The sequence below is a fragment of the Novosphingobium sp. genome (assembly GCF_039595395.1).
Classification (GTDB): domain Bacteria; phylum Pseudomonadota; class Alphaproteobacteria; order Sphingomonadales; family Sphingomonadaceae; genus Novosphingobium.
Genome location: NZ_JBCNLP010000001.1, coordinates 848,872 through 867,791 on the forward strand (window position 1 = coordinate 848,872; position 18,920 = coordinate 867,791).

Here is an 18,920-nt window from a genome sequence, read left to right on the forward strand (position 1 = left end):
GGTTACCCAACGGTGGTATCCTCTGGCTGGCCGGGCGGGGGAGAGGGCCGGTGCCGCAAAATCCGGCTCTTCCGCCGGATTTTCAAAGAGACTCCTACCCTACCCAAAACGCTTTTGCAGCATCGCCCATGCCGCGCGCAGGCCCAGCGCCTCGCCGCCCTTGGGACGACCGGGCTTGGCGGCGGGACGCCAGGCGAAGGTGTCGAAATGGGCCCAGTCGATACCATCCCCCACAAAGCGGTCGAGGAACAGTCCGGCCACGCTGGCTCCGGCAAAGCCGTTCGACGGCGAATTGTTGAGATCGGCAATGTCCGACTTCAGCCATTCGCGATAGGCATCGGGCAGGGGCAGGCGCCAGACGTGGTCATCGCTGGCCAGACCGCCATCGATCAGCGCCTGAGCGGTTTCGTCCCGCCGCGTCATCAACGCGGGCAGGTCGGGGCCGAGCGCCACGCGCGCCGCGCCGGTCAGCGTGGCGAAATCGAGGATCAGCTCGGGCTTGAACTCGCTGGCGCGGTGGAGGGCATCGGCCAGGATCAGGCGCCCTTCGGCATCGGTGTTGCCGATCTCGATGGTCAGGCCCTTGCGGCTTTTCAGCACGTCGCCGGGGCGGAAGGCATTGCCGGCGATGGCGTTCTCCACCGCCGGGATCAGCAGATGCAGCCGCACCTTCAGCCCCGCCTGCATCACCAGCCGCGCCAGGGCGATGGCATGGGCCGCGCCGCCCATATCCTTCTTCATCAGCAGCATGCCCGAGGCGGGCTTGATGTCCAGACCGCCCGAATCGAAGCACACGCCCTTGCCGACGATCGCCAGACGCGGGGCCTTTTCGTCGCCCCATTCCAGCTCGATCAGGCGCGGGGCATGGCTGCGCGCGGCGGCGCGGCCCACCATATGGACGCAGGGGTACTCATGCTCCAGCACCTCCCCGCGCGTCACCCGGACCTGAGCGCGGAACTGGTGGGCCAGATGCTCCACCTGATGCTCCAACTCGGCGGGGCCCATATGCTCGGGGCCGGTGTTGACCAGATCGCGCACCAGCGACACCGCATCGGCCTGCGCCAGAGCGGCGGCGATGGGCTTCACCTCGGCGGTCAGCAGGATGCGCGGGCCTTCCGCCTTGGCCTCGGCGCGGTAACGCTCGAAGCGATATTGCCCCAGCGCCCAGCCGATAAAGGCAGGCGCCGCGCGGGTTTCAGCGCCCTTGGGAAGCGCCAGCCGATACGCCCCGGCGGGCAGCGTTTCGGCCAGCTTTGCCAGGCACCAGCTTTTGAGCAGCTTCAGATCGGCGACGCCCGCCGCCACGGCCCAGCCATCGCCATCGGGGATGATCGCCTGCGCACCGGCCTCGCCCCTGAATTTCGCGCCGGTCAGGCTTGCGCGCTGGGCGGCGGTCAGGCTTTTCTGCCAGCCGTCGAACCCGGCCTTATCAATCAGATGGATCGTGATCGCGGCCTGCCCACGGTCCGGCTGGACCAGTTCGGGCGTGGCGGACTCGGCGGGGCTGGCGGGGGCATGTTTGCTCATGTATCGCATTCTATCCGGGCGAGGGTGGCCAAGTCCAGCCGCCACATCCATCCGGCGATCAGGAGAAGCATGATGCGGGTCTGGCAGGCACTGGCGATGGGCGGACTTCTGGCCTGTCTGGCTGCATCGGCGGCTGTTGCAGCGCCGGCGAAAATCGTGCCTCCGGGGCGCTCGATCAGCATCGCCAATCCGCTCTACAGCTTCGATTACGAATATCCCGCCGCCGCCGGACGCATCCCCGCGCTCAAGGCCTGGCTGGACAAGGATGCCGCCGATCACCTCAGCAGCATCGCCGGGCAGGCCAGAGACGCGCGCGAGGAAGCCCGCAAGGACAAGTCCACCTACATCAGCTATGATTCCAGCACCGGCTGGCAGGTGGTGACCGATTTGCCCGGCTGGCTCAGCCTGTCGGGCATGGAGGAGGAGTTTACGGGCGGGGCTCACCCCAACCACGGCCCCACCGCGCTGCTGTGGAACAAGAAGACCGGGCGCAGGGTCAAGGCGCTCGACCTGTTCGACACGGCGGCCCTCTCGGAGGCCATTCAGGCGCCCTTCTGCGAGGCGCTGAACAAGCAGCGCGCCGAGCGGCGCGGCGAACCCGTCGCCCCCGACAGCACCGACCCCTTCGACGAATGCATCGATCCGGTGAAGGAGGTGGTCATTCTCGGCAGCGCCGACCACGCCCATTTCACCCGCATCGGGATCCTCATCGCGCCCTATGAGGCCGGGCCCTATGCCGAGGGGGATTACGACATCACCCTGCCGGTGACGCCCGAGGTGCTGGCCGCCGTGAAACCGGCATGGCGCGGGGCGTTTGCGCTGTCGCGTTAGGCTTTTGTAGCGCTCGCGTTCCGGGACGGGCTTTGCTATGACAGGATTATGAACCGCTACCAATATGTCGATGCCGCCACGACTCCGCTGCGCGATGGCACCATCAAGCTGCACGGACCCGAAGGCTTCGAAGGCATGCGCAAGGCCGGTCGCCTCGCTGCCGAGATCCTCGATGCGCTGGCCCCCGTCGTGGTGCCCGGCATCACCACCGGGCAGATCGACGACATCGTGCGCCGGATGACGCTGGACGCCGGCGCGGTGCCCGCAACCCTGGGCTATCGCGGTTACGCGCACAGCTGCTGCACCTCGATCAACAATGTGATCTGCCACGGCATCCCCGGCGACCGCGTGCTGAAAGACGGCGACATCATCAACATCGACGTCACCCTGCTCAAGGACGGCTGGCACGGCGACACCAGCCGCATGTATCTCGTCGGCGACGTGCCGCTCAAGGCGCGCCGCCTGGTCGAGGTGACCTACGAATGCCTGATGATCGGCGTCGAGATGGCGCGCCCCGGCGTGACGCTGGGCGACATCGGCCACGCCATCCAGCGCCACGCCGAGAGCCACCGCTATGGCGTGGTGCGCGACTTCTGCGGCCATGGCCTGGGCCGCCTGTTCCATGACGCGCCCGAGGTGGTGCACCTGGGCACCCCCGGCACCGGCGTCGAACTGCGCGAGGGCATGTTCTTCACCATCGAGCCGATGATCAACCTCGGCAAACCCGCTGTGAAGATGATGGACGATGGCTGGACGGCGGTGACGCGGGATCGGTCGCTGTCGGCGCAGTTCGAGCATTCGCTGGGGATTACGGCGGATGGGTGCGAGATTTTCACAACCTCGCCCAAGGGGTTGCATAAGCCGCCTTATTGAAGGTTAGGAAGATGCGAGGGGGTTACCCCCTCGCGCTCCCATGACGTCTTCCGACGAAAGGGCAGGGGTGCCGCATCGGAGCGCCAAGACTATCCACCTGCGTGACCTAAGGCGCCGCAGGCATCAAATTCTTGCCTGCGGCGCGGCAAGCTGGGCGCAAGGCCGAACCCTTAGCGCCTACGCAGACACTAAAGGGAGCGCGAGGGCGATGGCCCTCGCATTTCTCTTTTCTTACCTTCCAGCCCTGATCGCCCCGGCTCCGGCAAAAGGCGCCAAAGCCACCAGCACCAGACTGACCGCCCCGCACAGGGCCACCCCGCTCGCCCCGCCGCTGGCCAGAGCGCCCGCGCCGAAGATCAGGATCGGCACGGCCAGAGGGATCACCAGTAGCCCGGCCAGCGCGGCGCCGCCCTTCAGCCCAGCCGTGATCGCCGCGACCATCACGCCCAGCGCGGCCAGACCCGGCGTGCCCGCCAGCAGGCCCAGCTCGACCATGCCAAGCTGCGTTCCATCCAGCCCCAGCAGCGCTCCGGCGGGCAGGGCGGCCAGCATCAGCGCGGGGGCGAAGCTGAGCCAGTGAGCGATGACGCGCATGGCGATCACGCCTTCCTCGGCGATGCCCCGCAGGGCCCATTGGTCGAAGAAGCCCATCTCGATGTCGGGCTCGACAAGGCGGTCGAGCGGGAGGATGGCGGCGAGCAGCGCGGCGACCCAGATCACCCCGCCGCCCACGCGGGCGAGCAGGCGCGGGTCCGGCCCGACGGCGAAGGGGAAGATGATCGCGACGGCGAGGAAGAACAGGATCGGCAGAGCGATGCCGCTGCCCAGTGCTCCGCCCTGGGCGCCGCGCAGCAGGCGGGCGAGGTCACGACGCAGGATGGCGAGGAGGGCGCCGGTCACAGGGCGTAATTCGCGATATCGAGCCGCTTTTCGCCGGGCAGGCGGATCGGCTGATGCGAGGTGACGATGGCGCTGCCGCCTTGGGCACAATGCTGGGTCACCAGCTCCTCGATCAGGGCGACGCCTGCGACATCCAGCCCGTTGAGCGGCTCGTCCAGCAGCCAGTTTTGGGCGTTCTGGCCGATCAGGCGGGCCAGAGCGGCGCGCTTCTTCTGCCCGGTCGAGAGGTAGCGCACCGGGACATCCAGCAGTCCGTCCAGCCCCAGCCTTTCCAGTGGCAGGTCGCGGGCGCGATCAATACCGCGCCAGAAGTCCAGCGCCTTGCCCAGCGGCAGAGCGGGGTCGAGCGCGGGGCGTTCATCGGCCAGGGCGATCGTGCCTTCCCACGCGATAGTCCCCGCCTTGGCCGCATCGCGCGGTTGCAGGCTGGGGGAGGGGCGTAGCAGTCCCGCCAGCATGCGCATCAGCGAGGTCTTGCCTGCGCCGTTCGGGCCTGTGAGATGCAGCGCCTCGCCTTGCTCCAGCCGCAGGTCGAGGCCGTGGAACAGCCAGCGGTCGCCTCGGCGGCAGCATAGGTCCCAAGCGGTAAGGGCGGCGGTTTGCATCGTCTGGCGATAGGGGATTGAAATCGGTTCATGAAGGGGGAGAGAAAAGAAAAGATGCGAGGGGGTTACCCCCTCGCGCTCCCATGACGTCTTCCGGCGAGCGGGCAGGGGAGGCCGAAATGTGGCGCCTGAACTCTCCACCTGAGGCGCCGCAGGCTTTAAATTTGTAGCACAGTGCCATCCTTCACTGCCTGCGGCGCAGCAAACTGGGCGCAAGGCCGAACCCGAAGCGCAACGCAGACAATAAAGGGAGCGCGAGGGCGATGGCCCTCGCATTCACTTCTTCAACCCTGCTTACAAGGCAGCGTTGTTGTAGCAATGCCACGTAAAAATCGCCGCCGCCCCGCGATAAGGCCGCCAGCCTTCCGCCAATTCGCGAGTCAGCTTCTCGCTGGGGCGCTCGTCCATACCCAGCAACTTCCCCAGCCCGACCTGCACCGCAAGATCGCCAGCGGGCCAGATATCCGCGCGGCCTTCGGCGAACAGCAGGTAGATCTCGGCGGACCAGCGGCCGATGCCCTTGATCTGGGTGAGGCGGGCGATAGCCTCTTCATCGTCCGAGGGCAGGGCGTCGAAATCGACCTCGCCCGCGATCACCAGCTCGCACAGGGACCGGGCGTAGGACTGCTTCTGGCGCGACAGTCCGCAGGCGCGCAAGGCGTCGAAATCGGCGGCCAGCAGCAGGTCGGGCGGGATATCCTCGCCCAGCGTGCCCGTCAGCTTGCTCCACATCGAGGCGGCGGCGGCCACGCTCACCTGCTGGCCCACGATGGTGCGCAGCATGGTGGCATAGCCCCGGTTGCGGATGCGCGGCTCGGGATAGCCGACAAGCGTCAGGGCGCGGGCGATGCCGGGTTCCTGTGCGGCGATGGCGTCCAGCCCGGTGCGTATGGCGTCGGCGCTGAGCCCCATGATCTTTCCTTATACGGCATATAACGGGATCGATAGCGCCCGCCATTGCAAATGAACGGGGCAGCCTTTAGCAGCCGGGGAAACACGATGCCATATCGGCGCTGTTTCCTGCGCAAGGACGGCAGCGTTATCATGAGGAAGTCTGCAACCATGCCCAAGATCACGATCGTCAGTCAGAGCGGGGACGCGCGCGACGTGGAGGCCCAGGTCGGCACCACGCTGATGGAGGCGATTCGCGACAATGGCTTTGATGAGCTGCTGGCGCTGTGCGGCGGTTGCTGCTCCTGCGCGACCTGCCATGTGCATGTCGATGCCACCTTTGCCGACAAGCTGCCGCCGATCAGCGCCGATGAGGACGATCTGCTCGACAGCAGCGACCATCGCGACGCCACCTCGCGCCTGTCGTGCCAGGTGCCTGTTACCGATGCTCTGGACGGCCTGCGCGTCACCATCGCTCAGGACGGTTGATCAGCGCCGGGGCCCAGTCATGCTTTAGCCGGGCAAAGCGCAATTCGTTTGCGCTGGCCCGCGCGGGCTTCTAGCCATGGCCACCATGACTGCAACGCCTCCCGTTCCGCCCGTTCAACGTTCCACGCTCGATCTGATCGGCAACACGCCGCTGGTGCTCCTGAAGGGCCCCAGCGAGGCGGCGGGCTGCGAGATCTGGGGCAAGTGCGAATTCGCCAATCCGGGGCAGAGCGTGAAGGATCGCGCCGCTTTGTGGATCGTGCGCGATGCCGAGGCGCGCGGCGTGCTGAAGCCGGGCGGCACGATTGTCGAGGGCACGGCGGGCAACACCGGCATCGGTCTGGCGCTGGTGGCCAATGCGCTGGGCTACAAGACGATCATCGTCATGCCCGAGACGCAATCGCGCGAGAAGATGGACACGCTGCGCGCATTGCGGGCCGAGCTGGTGCTGGTGCCGGCCGCGCCTTTCAGCAATCCGGGTCATTTCGTGCACACCTCGCGCCGTCTGGCCGAGGAGACGGAGGGCGCGATCTGGGCCAACCAGTTCGACAACATCGCCAACCGTAAGGCGCATATCGAATCGACCGCGCCGGAAATCTGGGCGCAGATGGAAGGCCGCATCGACGGCTTCACCTGCGCGGCGGGCACAGGCGGCACGCTGGCGGGTACGGGCATGGGGCTGAAGGCCTTCGATGAGAACATCACCATCGCGCTCACCGATCCGCATGGCGCGGCGCTGTACAATTACTTCGCCTGCGGAGAGCTGAAGGCCGAGGGCAACTCCGTGGCCGAGGGCATCGGTCAGGCCCGCATCACCGCCAATCTGGATGGCGCGCCGATCGACACGCAGTTCCGCATCTCGGATGCCGAGGGTCTGGTCTGGGTCGAAAAGCTGCTGGCCGATGAAGGTCTGGCGCTGGGCCTGTCGAGCGGGATCAATGTGGCGGGCGCTGTGGCGCTTGGTCGCCAGTTGGTGGCGCAGGGGCGCAAGGACGTGCGGGTGGGAACCATCCTGTGTGATACCGGTTTCCGTTATCTCTCCACTCTGTTCAATCGTGCCTGGCTGGAGGCGAAAGGACTCCCGGTCTTTCCCTGGCTGACATGATGGTGTAAAAGAGGTTTAATGACCATCGGTTCGCACATCTCCATCGCTTCGGGCGCTGGCATTCCGGGCTCTGCTCTGGCGGGGACTCCGCTGGCCGGTGGCCCGCTGGACGGTGTGACACCGCAGCTCGGTCTGACCTCTTCTCCACGCGAATTGCGGTCTCAGGCGATGCAGCGGCTGCAGGTCGGCCTGTTCGGTCTGGCGCTGATGCTGCTGCTGGTGGGGCTGGCCAACATCATCATGGATCACGCCAAGGCGAACGAGGCGGCGATGGCTGCCTCCAACAAGGTGATGATGACCAACAGCGGCGGGGCTGCTGGCAACACCGATCCGCTGGCCGATATCAGCATGATGCCCGACGCGGCCAAGGCTCATAGCGCGGTTCATCCCGCCGGGCATTGACCGCAGGCGCGGTTTTCTCCGACAGATTGTTGATGTTTTCACTGGCCGGGGGCTGAGGGCCTCTGGCTTTCGTGTTTTCGCGCAGGCGCTCCTGAGACGACTCGGGGGCGCTTTTTCATGCGCGCGAATCGCATGCGCATGGAGGCGAATCACATGGCTTGGCGTTTCGCGGGAAAATGCGGGAAGTCTTGGGGAAAGACCCGATATGCTTAGGGGAAGATGCGGGTATGATGGCGTTCATCCTTGTAAAATGGCGTTTTTCGGACGTTATCGGGTCAGGATGGTTGGTTTACGCGGGCCAGCGGTAAGTTCTTGGTTAGCATGCTTGGGGTGCGAATCTAAAAAAATACCTTCTAAAACAACTATATAGATATATCGTGGGTATAAGGTGGCATAAATTCCCGCAATGTGGCTTCCCTGCCCGCCCGCGAAACGGTAAGTATCCATCATCGGGACAGGGATTCACGGCGTTTTGCTGAAAGGCAGTCGGTGGTGGCGTATCGGGCGCCGCACCGGATCGTGGCTTCTTGTCCTTCGCTCATGGGGCTGTTTCAGCGACGGGGAAGAGACGGGGTGACTGGCAAGCCGGTCATATACAGTGGTCAGGGCTTCTCGCCGAAGGGTGACAAGGATCGCTTCGTGCTGCCCGCCGCATTCCGCAAGACGGTCACCGAATCGAGCGAGGGCAAGGGCCTGCTGCTGGTCTCCAAGCATGACAAATGGGACTGCCTGATCGGCTATGGTCTCTCGCGCCGCGAGGGGTTGATGGCCCAGATCGACCGCGAGGAAGAAATGGCCGCCCGCGCCAGCCAGCCCTTCGACCGCGACATGCGCTATTTCCAGCTCTTCGACTGTGCGGAAATCAGCTTCGACGGTTCGGGCCGCTTCATCATCCCCGCTCACCTGCGCGCGCTGGGCGGGATTGGCGATGCCATCTACTATCAGGGTGCCGGTCCCTTCTTCACCCTGTGGTCGCCCGAAGTGCTCGCCCGCCAGGACGGCCCGCAATGGGCCAGCGCCCAGGCCGCCTGCGCCAGCCTGACCGAGGGGGCACGCAAATGAGCCTTGATCCTGTCGCCCTCACCCCCGCCGACGCCCCGCATATTCCCGTGCTGATCGCCGAGGTGATTGCCGCCCTCGCGCCGCGTCCCGGCGCCGTGGTGGTCGATGGCACCTTTGGCGCCGGCGGCTACACCCGCGCCCTGCTGGCGGCGGGCGCGACGGTGCATGCCTTCGATCGCGACCCCGATGCGATCCGCAATGGCCGCCTGTGGCCCGAGGCGCAGGGCGAGAACCCGCGCCTGATCCTGCATCCGCGCCGTTTCTCCGAAATGGCCGAAGCGCTGAGCGAGGCGGGCGTGGAACAGGTCGATGGCGTCACGCTGGACATCGGCGTCTCCTCAATGCAGCTCGATCAGGCGGAGCGTGGCTTCAGCTTCTCGATGGATGCCGCGCTCGACATGCGCATGGAGCAGGACGGCCCCAGCGCTGCCGATTTCGTCAACACGGCCGAGGAAAGCGAAATCGCCGACGTGCTGTTCCGCTATGGCGAGGAGCGCCAGTCGCGCCGCGTCGCGCGCTTTATCGTCGGCGCGCGCCCCATCGAGACGACCGGGCAACTGGCGAACGTGATCCGCCGCGCGCTGGGCCACAAGCCGCATATGCCCAAGGACCCGGCGACGCGCAGCTTTCAGGCGATCCGCATCCATGTGAACGACGAACTGGGCGAGCTGGAAGCGGCTCTTTCCGCCGCCGAGGCCCTGCTGGCGCCCGAGGGCAAGCTGGCCATCGTCAGCTTCCACAGTCTGGAAGACCGCATGGTCAAGCAGTACCTCAAGGCGGCCAGCGGCGATGTGCCCGCCACCTCGCGCTATGTGCCCATCGCTGCCGAGGCACCGCCCGCCGTCTTCACCAAGGTTTCCAAGGCCATTCGTCCCTCGCAGGAGGAGCTGGACCGCAATCCGCGTGCCCGCTCCGCCACTCTGCGCCACGCCACCCGCACCACCACTCCCGCGCGACTTCGGAGGTCCGCATGATCATGACCCGTGACCGCCTGCACACCATCGGCTGGGGTATGGCGCTGACCATCTGTTTTGCCCTGATGATGGCACTGACCGTGCGGGTAAATGCCGTGAAGAGCGAAGTGCGTCTGGCCGACCGCCAGATCAACGAGCTGAACCGCGAGAAGATGCTGCTCGACACCGAGTTCCAGACCCGCGCCAGCCAGCAGCAGCTCACCGCCTTCAACGATGTGGACTTCGGCCTCGAAGCGCCCAAGCCCGCGCAATATCTGGAAAACGAGCGCCAGCTCGCCGTGCTGGGCAAGGCCGCTTCGCCCGACGCTCCGCCGCAGATCCGCGTGGCCAGCGCCGATACGGATGGGCGCCCCGGCATCGTCTCGGCGGCGGGGCCGCTGGCCGGGCGGATCATCGGCTCGGCGGTGGCGGGGGAGGTACCCCGCGACGGGGTGCGCAAGCCTTTGCGGGCCAGCCAGCTTGAGGATCGTCTCTCGCAGGTCGGCTCCCGCAGCGCCGAGCGCGCGGAGTAAGGGGCGGTGGCCACACGGCCTCTCGACGAGCTGAAGGCCGCTGAAGGCCGGGCCAAGGCACGCCCCAATGTTCGCGCATTGGGGCATGTGCCGTTGGGCGTTCCGGTCAACAGCAACGTCTCGATGCGCCATGGCCCCGGCGCCACGGTGATCGGCATCGGCCAGCGCCACAATACGGTGATTTCGGCCAGCCGGGTCGATCTGGTCAACCAGCGCTCGCGCGCCTTGACGGTGGCGCGCTGGCGCACGCTGCTGGTGCTGATCGGCTTTGCGCTGATCGCGCTGATCGCGGAAATCCGCATCGCCCATCTGGGCCTGACCAAGACCGGGCGCAGCGATGTGCCGAGCAGCGCCTACACGTCGCGCCGGGCCGAGATCATCGACCGCAACGGCATGTCGCTGGCGCGGGCTTTCCCCGCCTATGCCCTGTGGTTCAACCCCAAGGCGCTGGGCACGGGTGAGGGCAAGAATGGCGAAAGCGCTCTGGTGCGCAGCCCGAAGGAAGTGGCGCAGGCGCTGGTCCGCATCTTCCCCGATGAGGATGTCGATGCGCTGACCAAGCGCCTCTCCAGCGGCGAGCCCGGCTATCTGCGCCGCCGCATCCTGCCGGATGAGGCGAACCGCGTCCACGCGCTGGGCGAACCCGCGCTGGAATTCCCGCGCGAGAATGAGCGTTACTATCCGCAAGGATCGATGGGCGCCCATATCCTTGGTTTCGTTGACAACAATGGCCACGGCCAGGTCGGGCTGGAGAAGGTCTATGACCAGCGCCTGACCGATCCGGCGCAGCGCGGCACGCCGATGCAGCTCTCCATCGATGCGCGCGTGCAGGGCGCTCTGGAGGCAGACCTTGCATGGGGTCTGGCGCGCGCTCAGGCCCGCAGCGCGGCGGGCATCGTGATGGATGTGGACACGGGCGAGGTGGTGGCTCTGGCCTCGCTGCCCGCCTTCAACCCCAATGCCATCGACGCCGAGGGCGCCAAGCATACCTTCAACCTGATCTCCAGCCAGCCCTTCGAGCTGGGCAGCGTGATCAAGCCGATCACCGTGGCCGTCGCCATCGACAATGGCGTGCTGCGCGATATGGCCACGCGCTATCCGGCGGGCGGCCAGCGCGAGGTGGGCGGCCACCTTGTGCATGACGACGCGAATTTCGGCGCTTCGCTGAACATTCCCGAGGCGCTGATCCATTCCTCGAACATCGTGCTGGCGCAGTTGGGCGACCAAATCGGCCCGCAGCGCATGATGGATACCTTCCATCGCCTGGGCTTTGGCGAGCGTCCGCATATCGAGCTGCCCGCGCGCGGTGCCCCCATCTGGCCGCGCCCGGATTCGCACGGGCTGTGGACGCGGGTCAGCAACACCACCGTTGCCTATGGCCATGGCATCTCGATCACCGAACTGCATCTGGCCTGCGCCTATGCCGCGCTGGTCAATGGCGGCGTGTGGCGCCCGGCCACGCTCTTCAAGCTGGATCCCAACCACATCCCCGAAGGCCGCCGCATCTGGAAGGCCAGCACCAGTGCGCGCATCCGCCAGTTGCTGCGCGCCATCGTGTCGAACGGCACGGGGCGCAGCGCCAATGCCGCGGGCTATCGCATCGGCGGCAAGACCGGCACCGCCGAGCGTTCGGACGCCCATGGCTATCACAAGGACAAGGTGGTGACGACCTTCGCCGCGGCCTTCCCGATGGACAAGCCGCGCTATGTGGTGATCTCCACGCTGGACGAGCCGCAGCGCAATGCCGCCACCTCCTATCAGCGCACGGCGGCATGGAACGCCGCGCCGATCGTGGGCCGCCTGATCCCCAAGATCGGGCCCCTGCTGGGGGTGATGCCTGACGAGACCCGCGATATCGATATTTCCGACATCGCCCCGCTGATCGCGAATGGAGAAGGCGAATGAAGCTGGCTGCCCTGGCCGCGCTGGCGGGACTTGATGGCTTGCGGGAAACCGGTGACGCGAACGTCACCGGTTTTGCCGCTTCCGGTGATGTGAACATCACCGGCTTTGCCATCGATAACCGGAAGGTTGCGCCGGGGAATGTGTTCGGGGCTTTTCCTGGCCTGCGCGTCAATGGCGAGGACTTTATCCCCGCCGCCGTCGCGGCCGGTGCCGTCGCTGTGGTGGCGCGCCCCGAGGCGAAGGTGGAAGGCGCGATCCATATCGCTGCCGATGAACCGCGCCTGGCTTTCGCCCAACTCGCCGCGGGCTTCTATCAGCCGGTGCCCGAGACGCTGGTGGCGGTGACGGGCACCAACGGCAAGACCTCCTGCGTGGAGATGACGCGGCAGCTTTGGCGCATGGCGGGGCATCCGGCGGCCAGCATCGGCACGCTGGGCGTCACCACGCCTCAGGAAACGACCTATACCGGGCTGACCACGCCGGACATCGTCACCTTCCTTGCCAATCTGGCCGGGCTGGCCCGTGAGGGCGTGACCCATGTCGCCTATGAGGCCTCCAGCCACGGCCTCTCGCAATATCGCAATGAAGGGCCGCGCGTTGTCGCTGGCGGTTTCACCAATCTCAGCCGCGACCATCTCGATTATCACGCCGATATGGAGGATTATTTCGCCGCCAAGATGCGCCTCTTCACGCAAGTGGTCGAGGATGGCGGCGCGGCGGTGATCTGGGCGGATGACGAATGGTCGGACCGGGCCATCGTCGTGGCGAAGCAGCGCGGCCTGCGCCCCGTCACCGTGGGCCAGCAGGGTGAGACGCTGCGCCTTGTCAGCCGCACGCCGGGCCTGCTGGGCCAGCAGCTTGTGATCGAGCATGACGGCGCCACCAAAACCGTCAACCTGCCGCTGATCGGCGCCTATCAGGCCGCCAATGCGCTGGTCTCCGCCGGCTTGGCGCTGGCCAGCGGCATTGGCGCGGCGCAGGTCTTCGATGGCCTCTCGCGCCTGCAGCCGGTGCGCGGGCGGCTGGAGCGCGCCGGGCTCAACCGCGCCGGGGCGCCCGTCTATGTCGATTATGCCCATACGCCCGATGCGCTGGAAGCCGCGATTGCCGCGCTGCGTCCGCATGTGCATGGCCAGTTGATCGTGATCTTCGGCGCTGGCGGCGACCGCGATGAGGGCAAGCGCCCCGCCATGGGCCGCATCGCCGCCGATCACGCCGACATTGCCATCGTCACCGACGACAACCCGCGCGGCGAAGATCCTGCCGCGATCCGCGCCGCCGTGCTGGCGGGCATGGATGCGCCGCTCGCTGAGGTGTATGAGATCGGTGACCGGCGTGAGGCCATTGCGCGGGGGATATCTCTGGCCGAGGCAGGGGATATCGTCTTGATTGCGGGCAAGGGACATGAGCAAGGCCAGATCGTGGGGCGCGGCGATGCAATGCGTGTGCTGCCTTTCGACGATGTGAGTGTGGCGCGCGAATATGCTGGACAGGCCGGGACCGGACAGGCCGGGGTTGGACAGGCAGCGGGGGCGCAGGAGTAAGATGATGACGAAAAAGGCCCGCATCATGGACTGGCCCGAAGACCCGGTGGACGCTCTGCCGACCGCCCTGTGGGATGCCGCCAGCGTCGCGAAGGCCATCGGCGGCACCACGCAGGAAGACTGCTTCATCGCCAATGTGGCGACCGACTCGCGTGAGATCGGCGAGGGCGGTCTGTTCTTCGCCATGCGCGGCGAGGCGATGGATGGCCACCGTTTCATCCCCACCGCCATGACGCGCGGCGCCAGCCTGGTCGTGGCTGAGCATCCCGTCGATGCTCCCCATGTGCTGGTGAAGGACAGCTTTGCCGCGCTTCAGGCTTTGGGCGCCGCCGCGCGTGCCCGCGTCCTGCCCGAGGCGCGCATCATCGGCGTCACCGGCTCGGTCGGCAAGACCAGCGTGAAGGAGGCGATCTACGCCGCTCTGGATCGCACCAGCCGGGGCGGGGCGCATCGCTCGGTGAAAAGCTACAACAACCATGTCGGCGTGCCGCTCAGCCTGTCGCGGATGCCCGCGCGCACGCTCTATGGTATCTTCGAGATGGGGATGAACCATGCCGGGGAAATCTCGGATCTGACGGCGCAGGTGAAGCCGCATGTCGCGGTCATCACCAACATCGCCCCCGCCCATATCGAGAATCTGGGCTCGGAAGAGGCGATTGCCGACGCCAAGGCGGAAATTTTCGAGGGTCTGGTCGAGGGCGGCACCGCCGTCATCCCCGCCGACAGCCCCTATTTCGAACGTTTGAAGGCAGCGGCTCTGGCCAAGGGCGCGAAGGTGCTTTCGTTTGGTCGCGCGGCGCACGCCGATGTGCGGCTGCTCGATGCGTTGGCCTCGCCGGGGCTGGGCGGGCGCAGCGGTGGCTCGCTGGTCACCGCCGATCTGGGCGACATTCGCCTGTGCTACACCGTGGCCTCGCCCGGTGAGCATTGGGTCATCAACTCGCTGGCGGTGATGGCGGTGGTCCGCGCCGTGGGCGCCGATTTCGGTGCGGCAGGTCTGGCCATGGCCGAGCTGGAAGGGCTGGCCGGGCGCGGCGCGCGTGTGGAGATCACCACCAAGGACGGCGGCACTGCGCTGCTGATGGATGAAAGCTACAACGCCAATCCGGCCTCGATGCGCTCGACGCTGGCGGTGCTGGGCGCGGAGAAGGCCAAGCGCCGCATCGCCGTGCTGGGCGCCATGAAGGAGCTGGGCGATTTCGGCCCGGCGCTCCATGCCCAGCTTCTGGCGCCGATTGCCGAGGCCAAGGTGGATTTCGCTTTGCTGGTCGGCCCGGAAATGGCGGCGCTGGCCGAGGAACTGGGGACATCCGGCCAGGGCGCGCTTGGCAAGCCCATCCCCTTCACCCATTGCCAGACCGCCGATGAGGCGATTGCCCGTCTGGCCGCCTTCGGGCTGGCCGATGGCGACGCCCTGCTGGTCAAGGGATCCAATTCTGTCGGTCTGGGCAAGCTGGTTTCCAGCTTGCTCGCGCCTTCTGCTTAACGGACGATACTGAACGCCCATGCTCTACTTCATCGCCCAGTGGTTCCATTTTGCGGGCCTTGCCAATCTGGTGCGTTACCAGACGTTCCGCGCCGGTGCCGCACTGATGACCGCGCTGATCATCGGCCTGATCATCGGCCCGCGCTTCATCACCATGCTGCGCGCCAAGCAGGGCAAGGGCCAGCCCATCCGTGAAGACGGCCCGCAGAGCCATCTGGCCAAGCGTGGCACGCCGACCATGGGCGGGTTGATGATCCTGATCTCGCTGGTGGCCTCGATGCTGCTGTGGATGGACCTGACCGATCCCTTCGTCTGGGCCTGCCTTGCCGTGACCATCGGTTTCGGCGTGATCGGCTTCCTCGACGATTACGACAAGGTGACCAAGCGCAGCACCAAGGGCGTCTCCAGTAAGGTGCGCCTGATCGCGGAATTCGCCGTGGCGGGCGTGGCGACATGGATCATCGTGCAGCACACCGGCACCAACCTCTATGTGCCCTTCCTGCCCAACACCTATATTCCGCTCAGCTATGCCTATTACCCCTTCGCGGCCTTTGTGATCGTGGGGGCGGGCAATGCGGTGAATCTGACCGACGGTCTGGATGGTCTGGCCACCATGCCGGTCATCATCGCGGCGGGCGCCTTCGCGATCATCGCCTATCTGACGGGCCGCGTGGACTACACCCATTATCTGGGCATTCCCCATGTGCCGCGCGCCGGTGAGCTGGCGATCCTCTGCGCCGGGATCATGGGCGCTGGCCTTGGGTTCCTGTGGTTCAACGCGCCGCCCGCCGCCGTCTTTATGGGCGACACCGGTTCGCTGGCGCTGGGCGGAGCCTTGGGTGCCATCGCGGTGGCCGCGCATCACGAGATCGTGCTGGCGATCATCGGCGGGCTCTTCGTGATGGAGGCGGCCAGCGTCATCATTCAGGTGTTCTTCTACAAGCGCACCGGGCGCCGCATCTTCCGCATGGCGCCGATCCACCACCACTTCGAGCAGAAGGGCTGGGCCGAATCCACCGTGGTGATCCGCTTCTGGATCGTGTCGATCGTGCTGGCGCTGATCGGCCTCTCCACGCTGAAGCTGCGGTGAGCCGATGATCTCCTCCCCCGCCTTTGCCGGAAAACGTTACGCGGTGCTGGGTCTGGCCCGCTCCGGCCAGACGGCAGTGGCCGCGCTGGTGGCGGGTGGGGCGCAGGTCACCGCCTGGGACGCCAAGGAAGAGCCGCGCCATGCCGTGGCTGAGTTGCATGGCGACAAGGTGGTGCTGGCCGATCCGCTGGCGATCGATCTCATCGGTTTTGCGGGCATGGTCGTCTCGCCCGGCGTGCCGATCAACCGCCATCCGATTGCCGATGCCGCGCGCGCCGCCGGTGTGCCGCTGATCTGCGATATCGAGCTTTTCGCCCAGAGCCGCGATTCCCTGCCGCCGCACAAGGTCGTGGGCATCACCGGCACCAATGGCAAATCCACCACCACCGCGCTGACCAAGCATCTGCTCGATGTAGCGGGCATTCCCGCCATCATGGGCGGCAACATCGGCCTGCCCATTCTGGGTCAGGAACCGCTGCCGGCCGGGGGCGTCTATGTGCTGGAGCTGTCGTCCTATCAGATCGATCTGACGCAAAGGCTCGATTGCGAGGTGGCGGTGCTGCTCAACCTCACGCCCGATCATCTGGACCGCTATGACGGTTTTGAGGGCTATGTCGCCAGCAAGGCGCGGCTCTTCGGCATGCAGGCGCTGGGCCGCCTGGCGCTGGTCGAGATGAAGGCCGAAATGGCGCTGGATGTGCTGCGTGACGCGCCCGATGGCCAGCGCTTCACCTTTATCGAAAGCGTCGACCTCCCCGGCGATCAGGCCGAATGGCCCAGCCTTGCCGGGCCCCACAACCGCGCCAATGCGCAGGCTGCCGTTGCCGCCGTGCGCGAGCTGGGGTTGGATGAGGCCACCATCGAGCAGGGCCTGAAAAGCTTCAACGGCCTGCCGCATCGCATGGAGCGGGTGGCGGAATCGAACGGCGTCATCTTCATCAACGATTCCAAGGCGACCAATCCGGCCTCCACGGCGCCCGCTCTGGCCGCCTTTCCGCCGGTCGAGGGGCACAAGCGCCTGCACTGGATCGTCGGGGGCCTGCCCAAGGGTGTGGATCTCGACGATTGCGCCGGGGGCTTCCCCAATGTGGCCGCCGCCTACACCATTGGCGATGCCGGGCCGCTGTTCGCCGAAATCCTTGCGCCCCATATGCCGGTCGTCCGCGCCGAAATGATGAGCGAGGCCATCCGCCGCGCCATCGAGGCCGCGAACCCCGGCGATGTGGTGCTGCTGTCTCCGGCCTGCGCCAGCTTCGACCAGTTCCGCGATTTCGAGGCGCGGGGCGAAACCTTCCGTCAGATTGTCGAGGTTTTGACGGGGCAGGGTGATCACACCCACGGCGAGGAAGGCTGACCCCATGCCCGCCACGCCGCCCGGACCGTCCACCCCACCGCCGCCGGGCAGCTCTCCTGCCGGGCCAACGTTGACGCCCGCCCCTTACGTACCGGGCGCCGGTGCCGGCGAGGACAACGGAAGCTGGGCCAAGCGCGCCGGTCGCGGAGAATGGGCCACATGGTGGCGCGAGATCGACCGCGTGCTGCTGGTGCTGATCTTTGCCCTGATGGGCATTGGCGCACTGGCCGTGGCGGCGGGATCGCCGGCTGCCGTCCATGCCCCGGCCATGGCGCGCAAGGGCTTTGGCGACCTGCATTTCTTCTATCTGCACATCGGCTTTCAGAGCGTCGGCCTGATCGCCATGCTGGTCTGCTCGCGTCTGAATCGCGAACAGGCGCGGCGGGTGGGGATCATGCTTGGCGCGGCCATGCTGGTGGCGCTGATGCTGGTGCCGGTGATCGGCGCCAACATCAACGGCGCCAAGCGCTGGCTCAAGCTGGGCATCACCATCCAGCCCTCCGAGTTCCTGAAACCGGCCTTCGCGATCTGCCTCGCCTGGGTGCTCTCGTGGAAGCTGCGCGACGGCAAGCTGCCGGTGATGATGATCTGCGTCGGGCTGACGGGCCTGGTGGCGATGCTGCTGATGCTTCAGCCCGATTTCGGATCGACGGTGCTGTTTCTGCTGGTGGGCTTCACCATGCTGTTGGTGGCGGGCCTGCCGCTCAGCCCGGCGCGTATCGGTCTGTTCGCCGGGCTTGGCGCGGGCGTGGTGGCGCTGGCCTATATGTTCTACGGCAATGCCCGCAACCGTATCGACGACTTCCTGCTCAACCTTTCGGGCGGCGGGGACCAGTACGATCAGGTCCATCTGGCCTTCCGCACGCTGGTGGCGGGCGGCTGGACCGGCACCGGCCTGTGGCTGGGCACCCAGAAGAAGTCGCTGCCCGAACCGCATACCGACTATATCTTCTCGGTGATCGGCGAGGAGTTTGGCCTGCTGATGTGCGCCGTGGTGGTGGTGCTCTATTTCGCCATTGTGGCGCGCGTGCTGATCCGTCTGGCGCAGGAGGAAGACCTCTTCACCGTGCTGGCGGGCACGGGCCTTGTGGTGCAGATCGGTGGGCAGGCCTTCATCAACATTCTGGTCAATCTGCAGCTTTTCCCGTCGAAAGGCATGACGCTGCCGCTGATTTCCTATGGCGGTTCCTCCACCATCGCCCTGTGCATCGGGGTGGGCTTTTTGCTCGCGATCACAAGGCGCAACCCCTATCTGACGCATGATCCGTTCCAGAGTGAGGGCGCTTTAGGGGGCAGGGGGCTGCCGCTGCATCTTGTCTCGCCCTTTTCCACCGCCTATCCGTCCAAGCCCGACAACCTTAAGAAGTGAG

At 66.3% G+C, this 18,920-nt stretch carries 18 protein-coding genes; 14 read left to right on the forward strand and 4 right to left on the reverse strand.

What is annotated here, in order from left to right; translation table 11 throughout:
- Positions 1–99: 99 nt before the first annotated feature.
- A complete protein-coding gene (locus ABDW49_RS03985) occupies positions 100–1,527 on the reverse strand; it encodes a leucyl aminopeptidase family protein (protein WP_343609899.1) in 1,428 nt (475 codons plus the stop codon).
- Positions 1,528–1,596: 69 nt separating this feature from the next.
- Between ABDW49_RS03985 and ABDW49_RS03990 the strand changes: the two genes are divergently transcribed.
- Both ABDW49_RS03990 and map read left to right on the forward strand, forming a co-directional pair.
- Entirely contained in the window at positions 1,597–2,358 is a 762-nt protein-coding gene (locus ABDW49_RS03990) for a DUF4163 domain-containing protein (protein ID WP_343609900.1), read from the forward strand.
- A 48-nt stretch (positions 2,359–2,406) separates the two neighbouring features.
- The gene (gene map / locus ABDW49_RS03995; RefSeq protein WP_343609901.1) at positions 2,407–3,231 is read left to right on the forward strand and encodes a type I methionyl aminopeptidase; all 825 of its coding nucleotides are present in this window, start codon (positions 2,407–2,409) and stop codon (positions 3,229–3,231) included.
- 231 nt (positions 3,232–3,462) lie between these two features.
- On the opposite strand, the gene ABDW49_RS04000 is transcribed toward map, so the two are convergent.
- The 3 genes from ABDW49_RS04000 to ABDW49_RS04010 all read right to left on the reverse strand — a co-directional run bounded on the left by ABDW49_RS04000 (position 3,463) and on the right by ABDW49_RS04010 (position 5,648).
- On the reverse strand, positions 3,463–4,131 hold the full coding sequence (locus ABDW49_RS04000) for a heme exporter protein CcmB (protein WP_343609902.1): 669 nt from the start codon (positions 4,129–4,131) through the stop codon (positions 3,463–3,465).
- On the reverse strand, positions 4,128–4,736 hold the full coding sequence (ccmA, locus tag ABDW49_RS04005; RefSeq protein WP_343609903.1) for a heme ABC exporter ATP-binding protein CcmA: 609 nt from the start codon (positions 4,734–4,736) through the stop codon (positions 4,128–4,130). Before ccmA ends, ABDW49_RS04000 begins: the two co-directional genes overlap by 4 nt.
- A gap of 294 nt (positions 4,737–5,030) precedes the next feature.
- The gene (locus ABDW49_RS04010; protein ID WP_343609905.1) at positions 5,031–5,648 is read right to left on the reverse strand and encodes a DNA-3-methyladenine glycosylase 2 family protein; all 618 of its coding nucleotides are present in this window, start codon (positions 5,646–5,648) and stop codon (positions 5,031–5,033) included.
- Positions 5,649–5,798: 150 nt separating this feature from the next.
- Here ABDW49_RS04010 and ABDW49_RS04015 point away from each other — a divergent pair, with 150 nt between their 5' ends.
- The 12 genes from ABDW49_RS04015 (at position 5,799) to ABDW49_RS04070 (ending at position 18,919) form a co-directional block, all read left to right on the forward strand.
- The gene (locus ABDW49_RS04015; RefSeq protein WP_343609907.1) at positions 5,799–6,116 is read left to right on the forward strand and encodes a 2Fe-2S iron-sulfur cluster-binding protein; all 318 of its coding nucleotides are present in this window, start codon (positions 5,799–5,801) and stop codon (positions 6,114–6,116) included.
- 85 nt (positions 6,117–6,201) lie between these two features.
- On the forward strand, positions 6,202–7,221 hold the full coding sequence (locus ABDW49_RS04020) for a cysteine synthase A (protein WP_343614122.1): 1,020 nt from the start codon (positions 6,202–6,204) through the stop codon (positions 7,219–7,221).
- A gap of 18 nt (positions 7,222–7,239) precedes the next feature.
- A complete protein-coding gene (locus ABDW49_RS04025) occupies positions 7,240–7,623 on the forward strand; it encodes a hypothetical protein (protein ID WP_343609908.1) in 384 nt (127 codons plus the stop codon).
- Between the two features lie 573 nt (positions 7,624–8,196).
- A complete protein-coding gene (locus tag ABDW49_RS04030; RefSeq protein ID WP_343609910.1) occupies positions 8,197–8,685 on the forward strand; it encodes a division/cell wall cluster transcriptional repressor MraZ in 489 nt (162 codons plus the stop codon).
- A complete protein-coding gene (gene rsmH, locus ABDW49_RS04035; protein ID WP_343609911.1) occupies positions 8,682–9,659 on the forward strand; it encodes a 16S rRNA (cytosine(1402)-N(4))-methyltransferase RsmH in 978 nt (325 codons plus the stop codon). The genes ABDW49_RS04030 and rsmH overlap by 4 nt, the downstream gene beginning before the upstream one ends.
- A complete protein-coding gene (locus ABDW49_RS04040) occupies positions 9,656–10,171 on the forward strand; it encodes a hypothetical protein (RefSeq protein WP_343609913.1) in 516 nt (171 codons plus the stop codon). The genes rsmH and ABDW49_RS04040 overlap by 4 nt, the downstream gene beginning before the upstream one ends.
- 6 nt (positions 10,172–10,177) lie before the next feature.
- Complete coding sequence (locus ABDW49_RS04045) at positions 10,178–12,076, forward strand: penicillin-binding protein 2 (RefSeq protein ID WP_343609915.1); 1,899 nt, start codon at positions 10,178–10,180, stop codon at positions 12,074–12,076.
- A complete protein-coding gene (locus ABDW49_RS04050) occupies positions 12,073–13,620 on the forward strand; it encodes a UDP-N-acetylmuramoyl-L-alanyl-D-glutamate--2,6-diaminopimelate ligase (RefSeq protein ID WP_343609917.1) in 1,548 nt (515 codons plus the stop codon). Before ABDW49_RS04045 ends, ABDW49_RS04050 begins: the two co-directional genes overlap by 4 nt.
- Before the next feature lie 4 nt (positions 13,621–13,624).
- Positions 13,625–15,106 (forward strand): UDP-N-acetylmuramoyl-tripeptide--D-alanyl-D-alanine ligase, encoded by a 1,482-nt coding sequence (murF, locus tag ABDW49_RS04055; RefSeq protein ID WP_343614124.1) that lies wholly within the window; start codon positions 13,625–13,627, stop codon positions 15,104–15,106.
- Positions 15,107–15,125: 19 nt separating this feature from the next.
- The gene (mraY, locus tag ABDW49_RS04060) at positions 15,126–16,196 is read left to right on the forward strand and encodes a phospho-N-acetylmuramoyl-pentapeptide-transferase (RefSeq protein WP_343609918.1); all 1,071 of its coding nucleotides are present in this window, start codon (positions 15,126–15,128) and stop codon (positions 16,194–16,196) included.
- A 4-nt stretch (positions 16,197–16,200) separates the two neighbouring features.
- Positions 16,201–17,550: a UDP-N-acetylmuramoyl-L-alanine--D-glutamate ligase gene (gene murD, locus ABDW49_RS04065; RefSeq protein ID WP_343609919.1), complete on the forward strand. Its 1,350-nt coding sequence runs from the start codon at positions 16,201–16,203 to the stop codon at positions 17,548–17,550.
- A gap of 4 nt (positions 17,551–17,554) precedes the next feature.
- Positions 17,555–18,919, forward strand: a complete 1,365-nt coding sequence (locus tag ABDW49_RS04070; protein ID WP_343609920.1) for a putative peptidoglycan glycosyltransferase FtsW — start codon at positions 17,555–17,557, stop codon at positions 18,917–18,919.
- The last annotated feature ends 1 nt before the right edge of the window (position 18,920 follow it).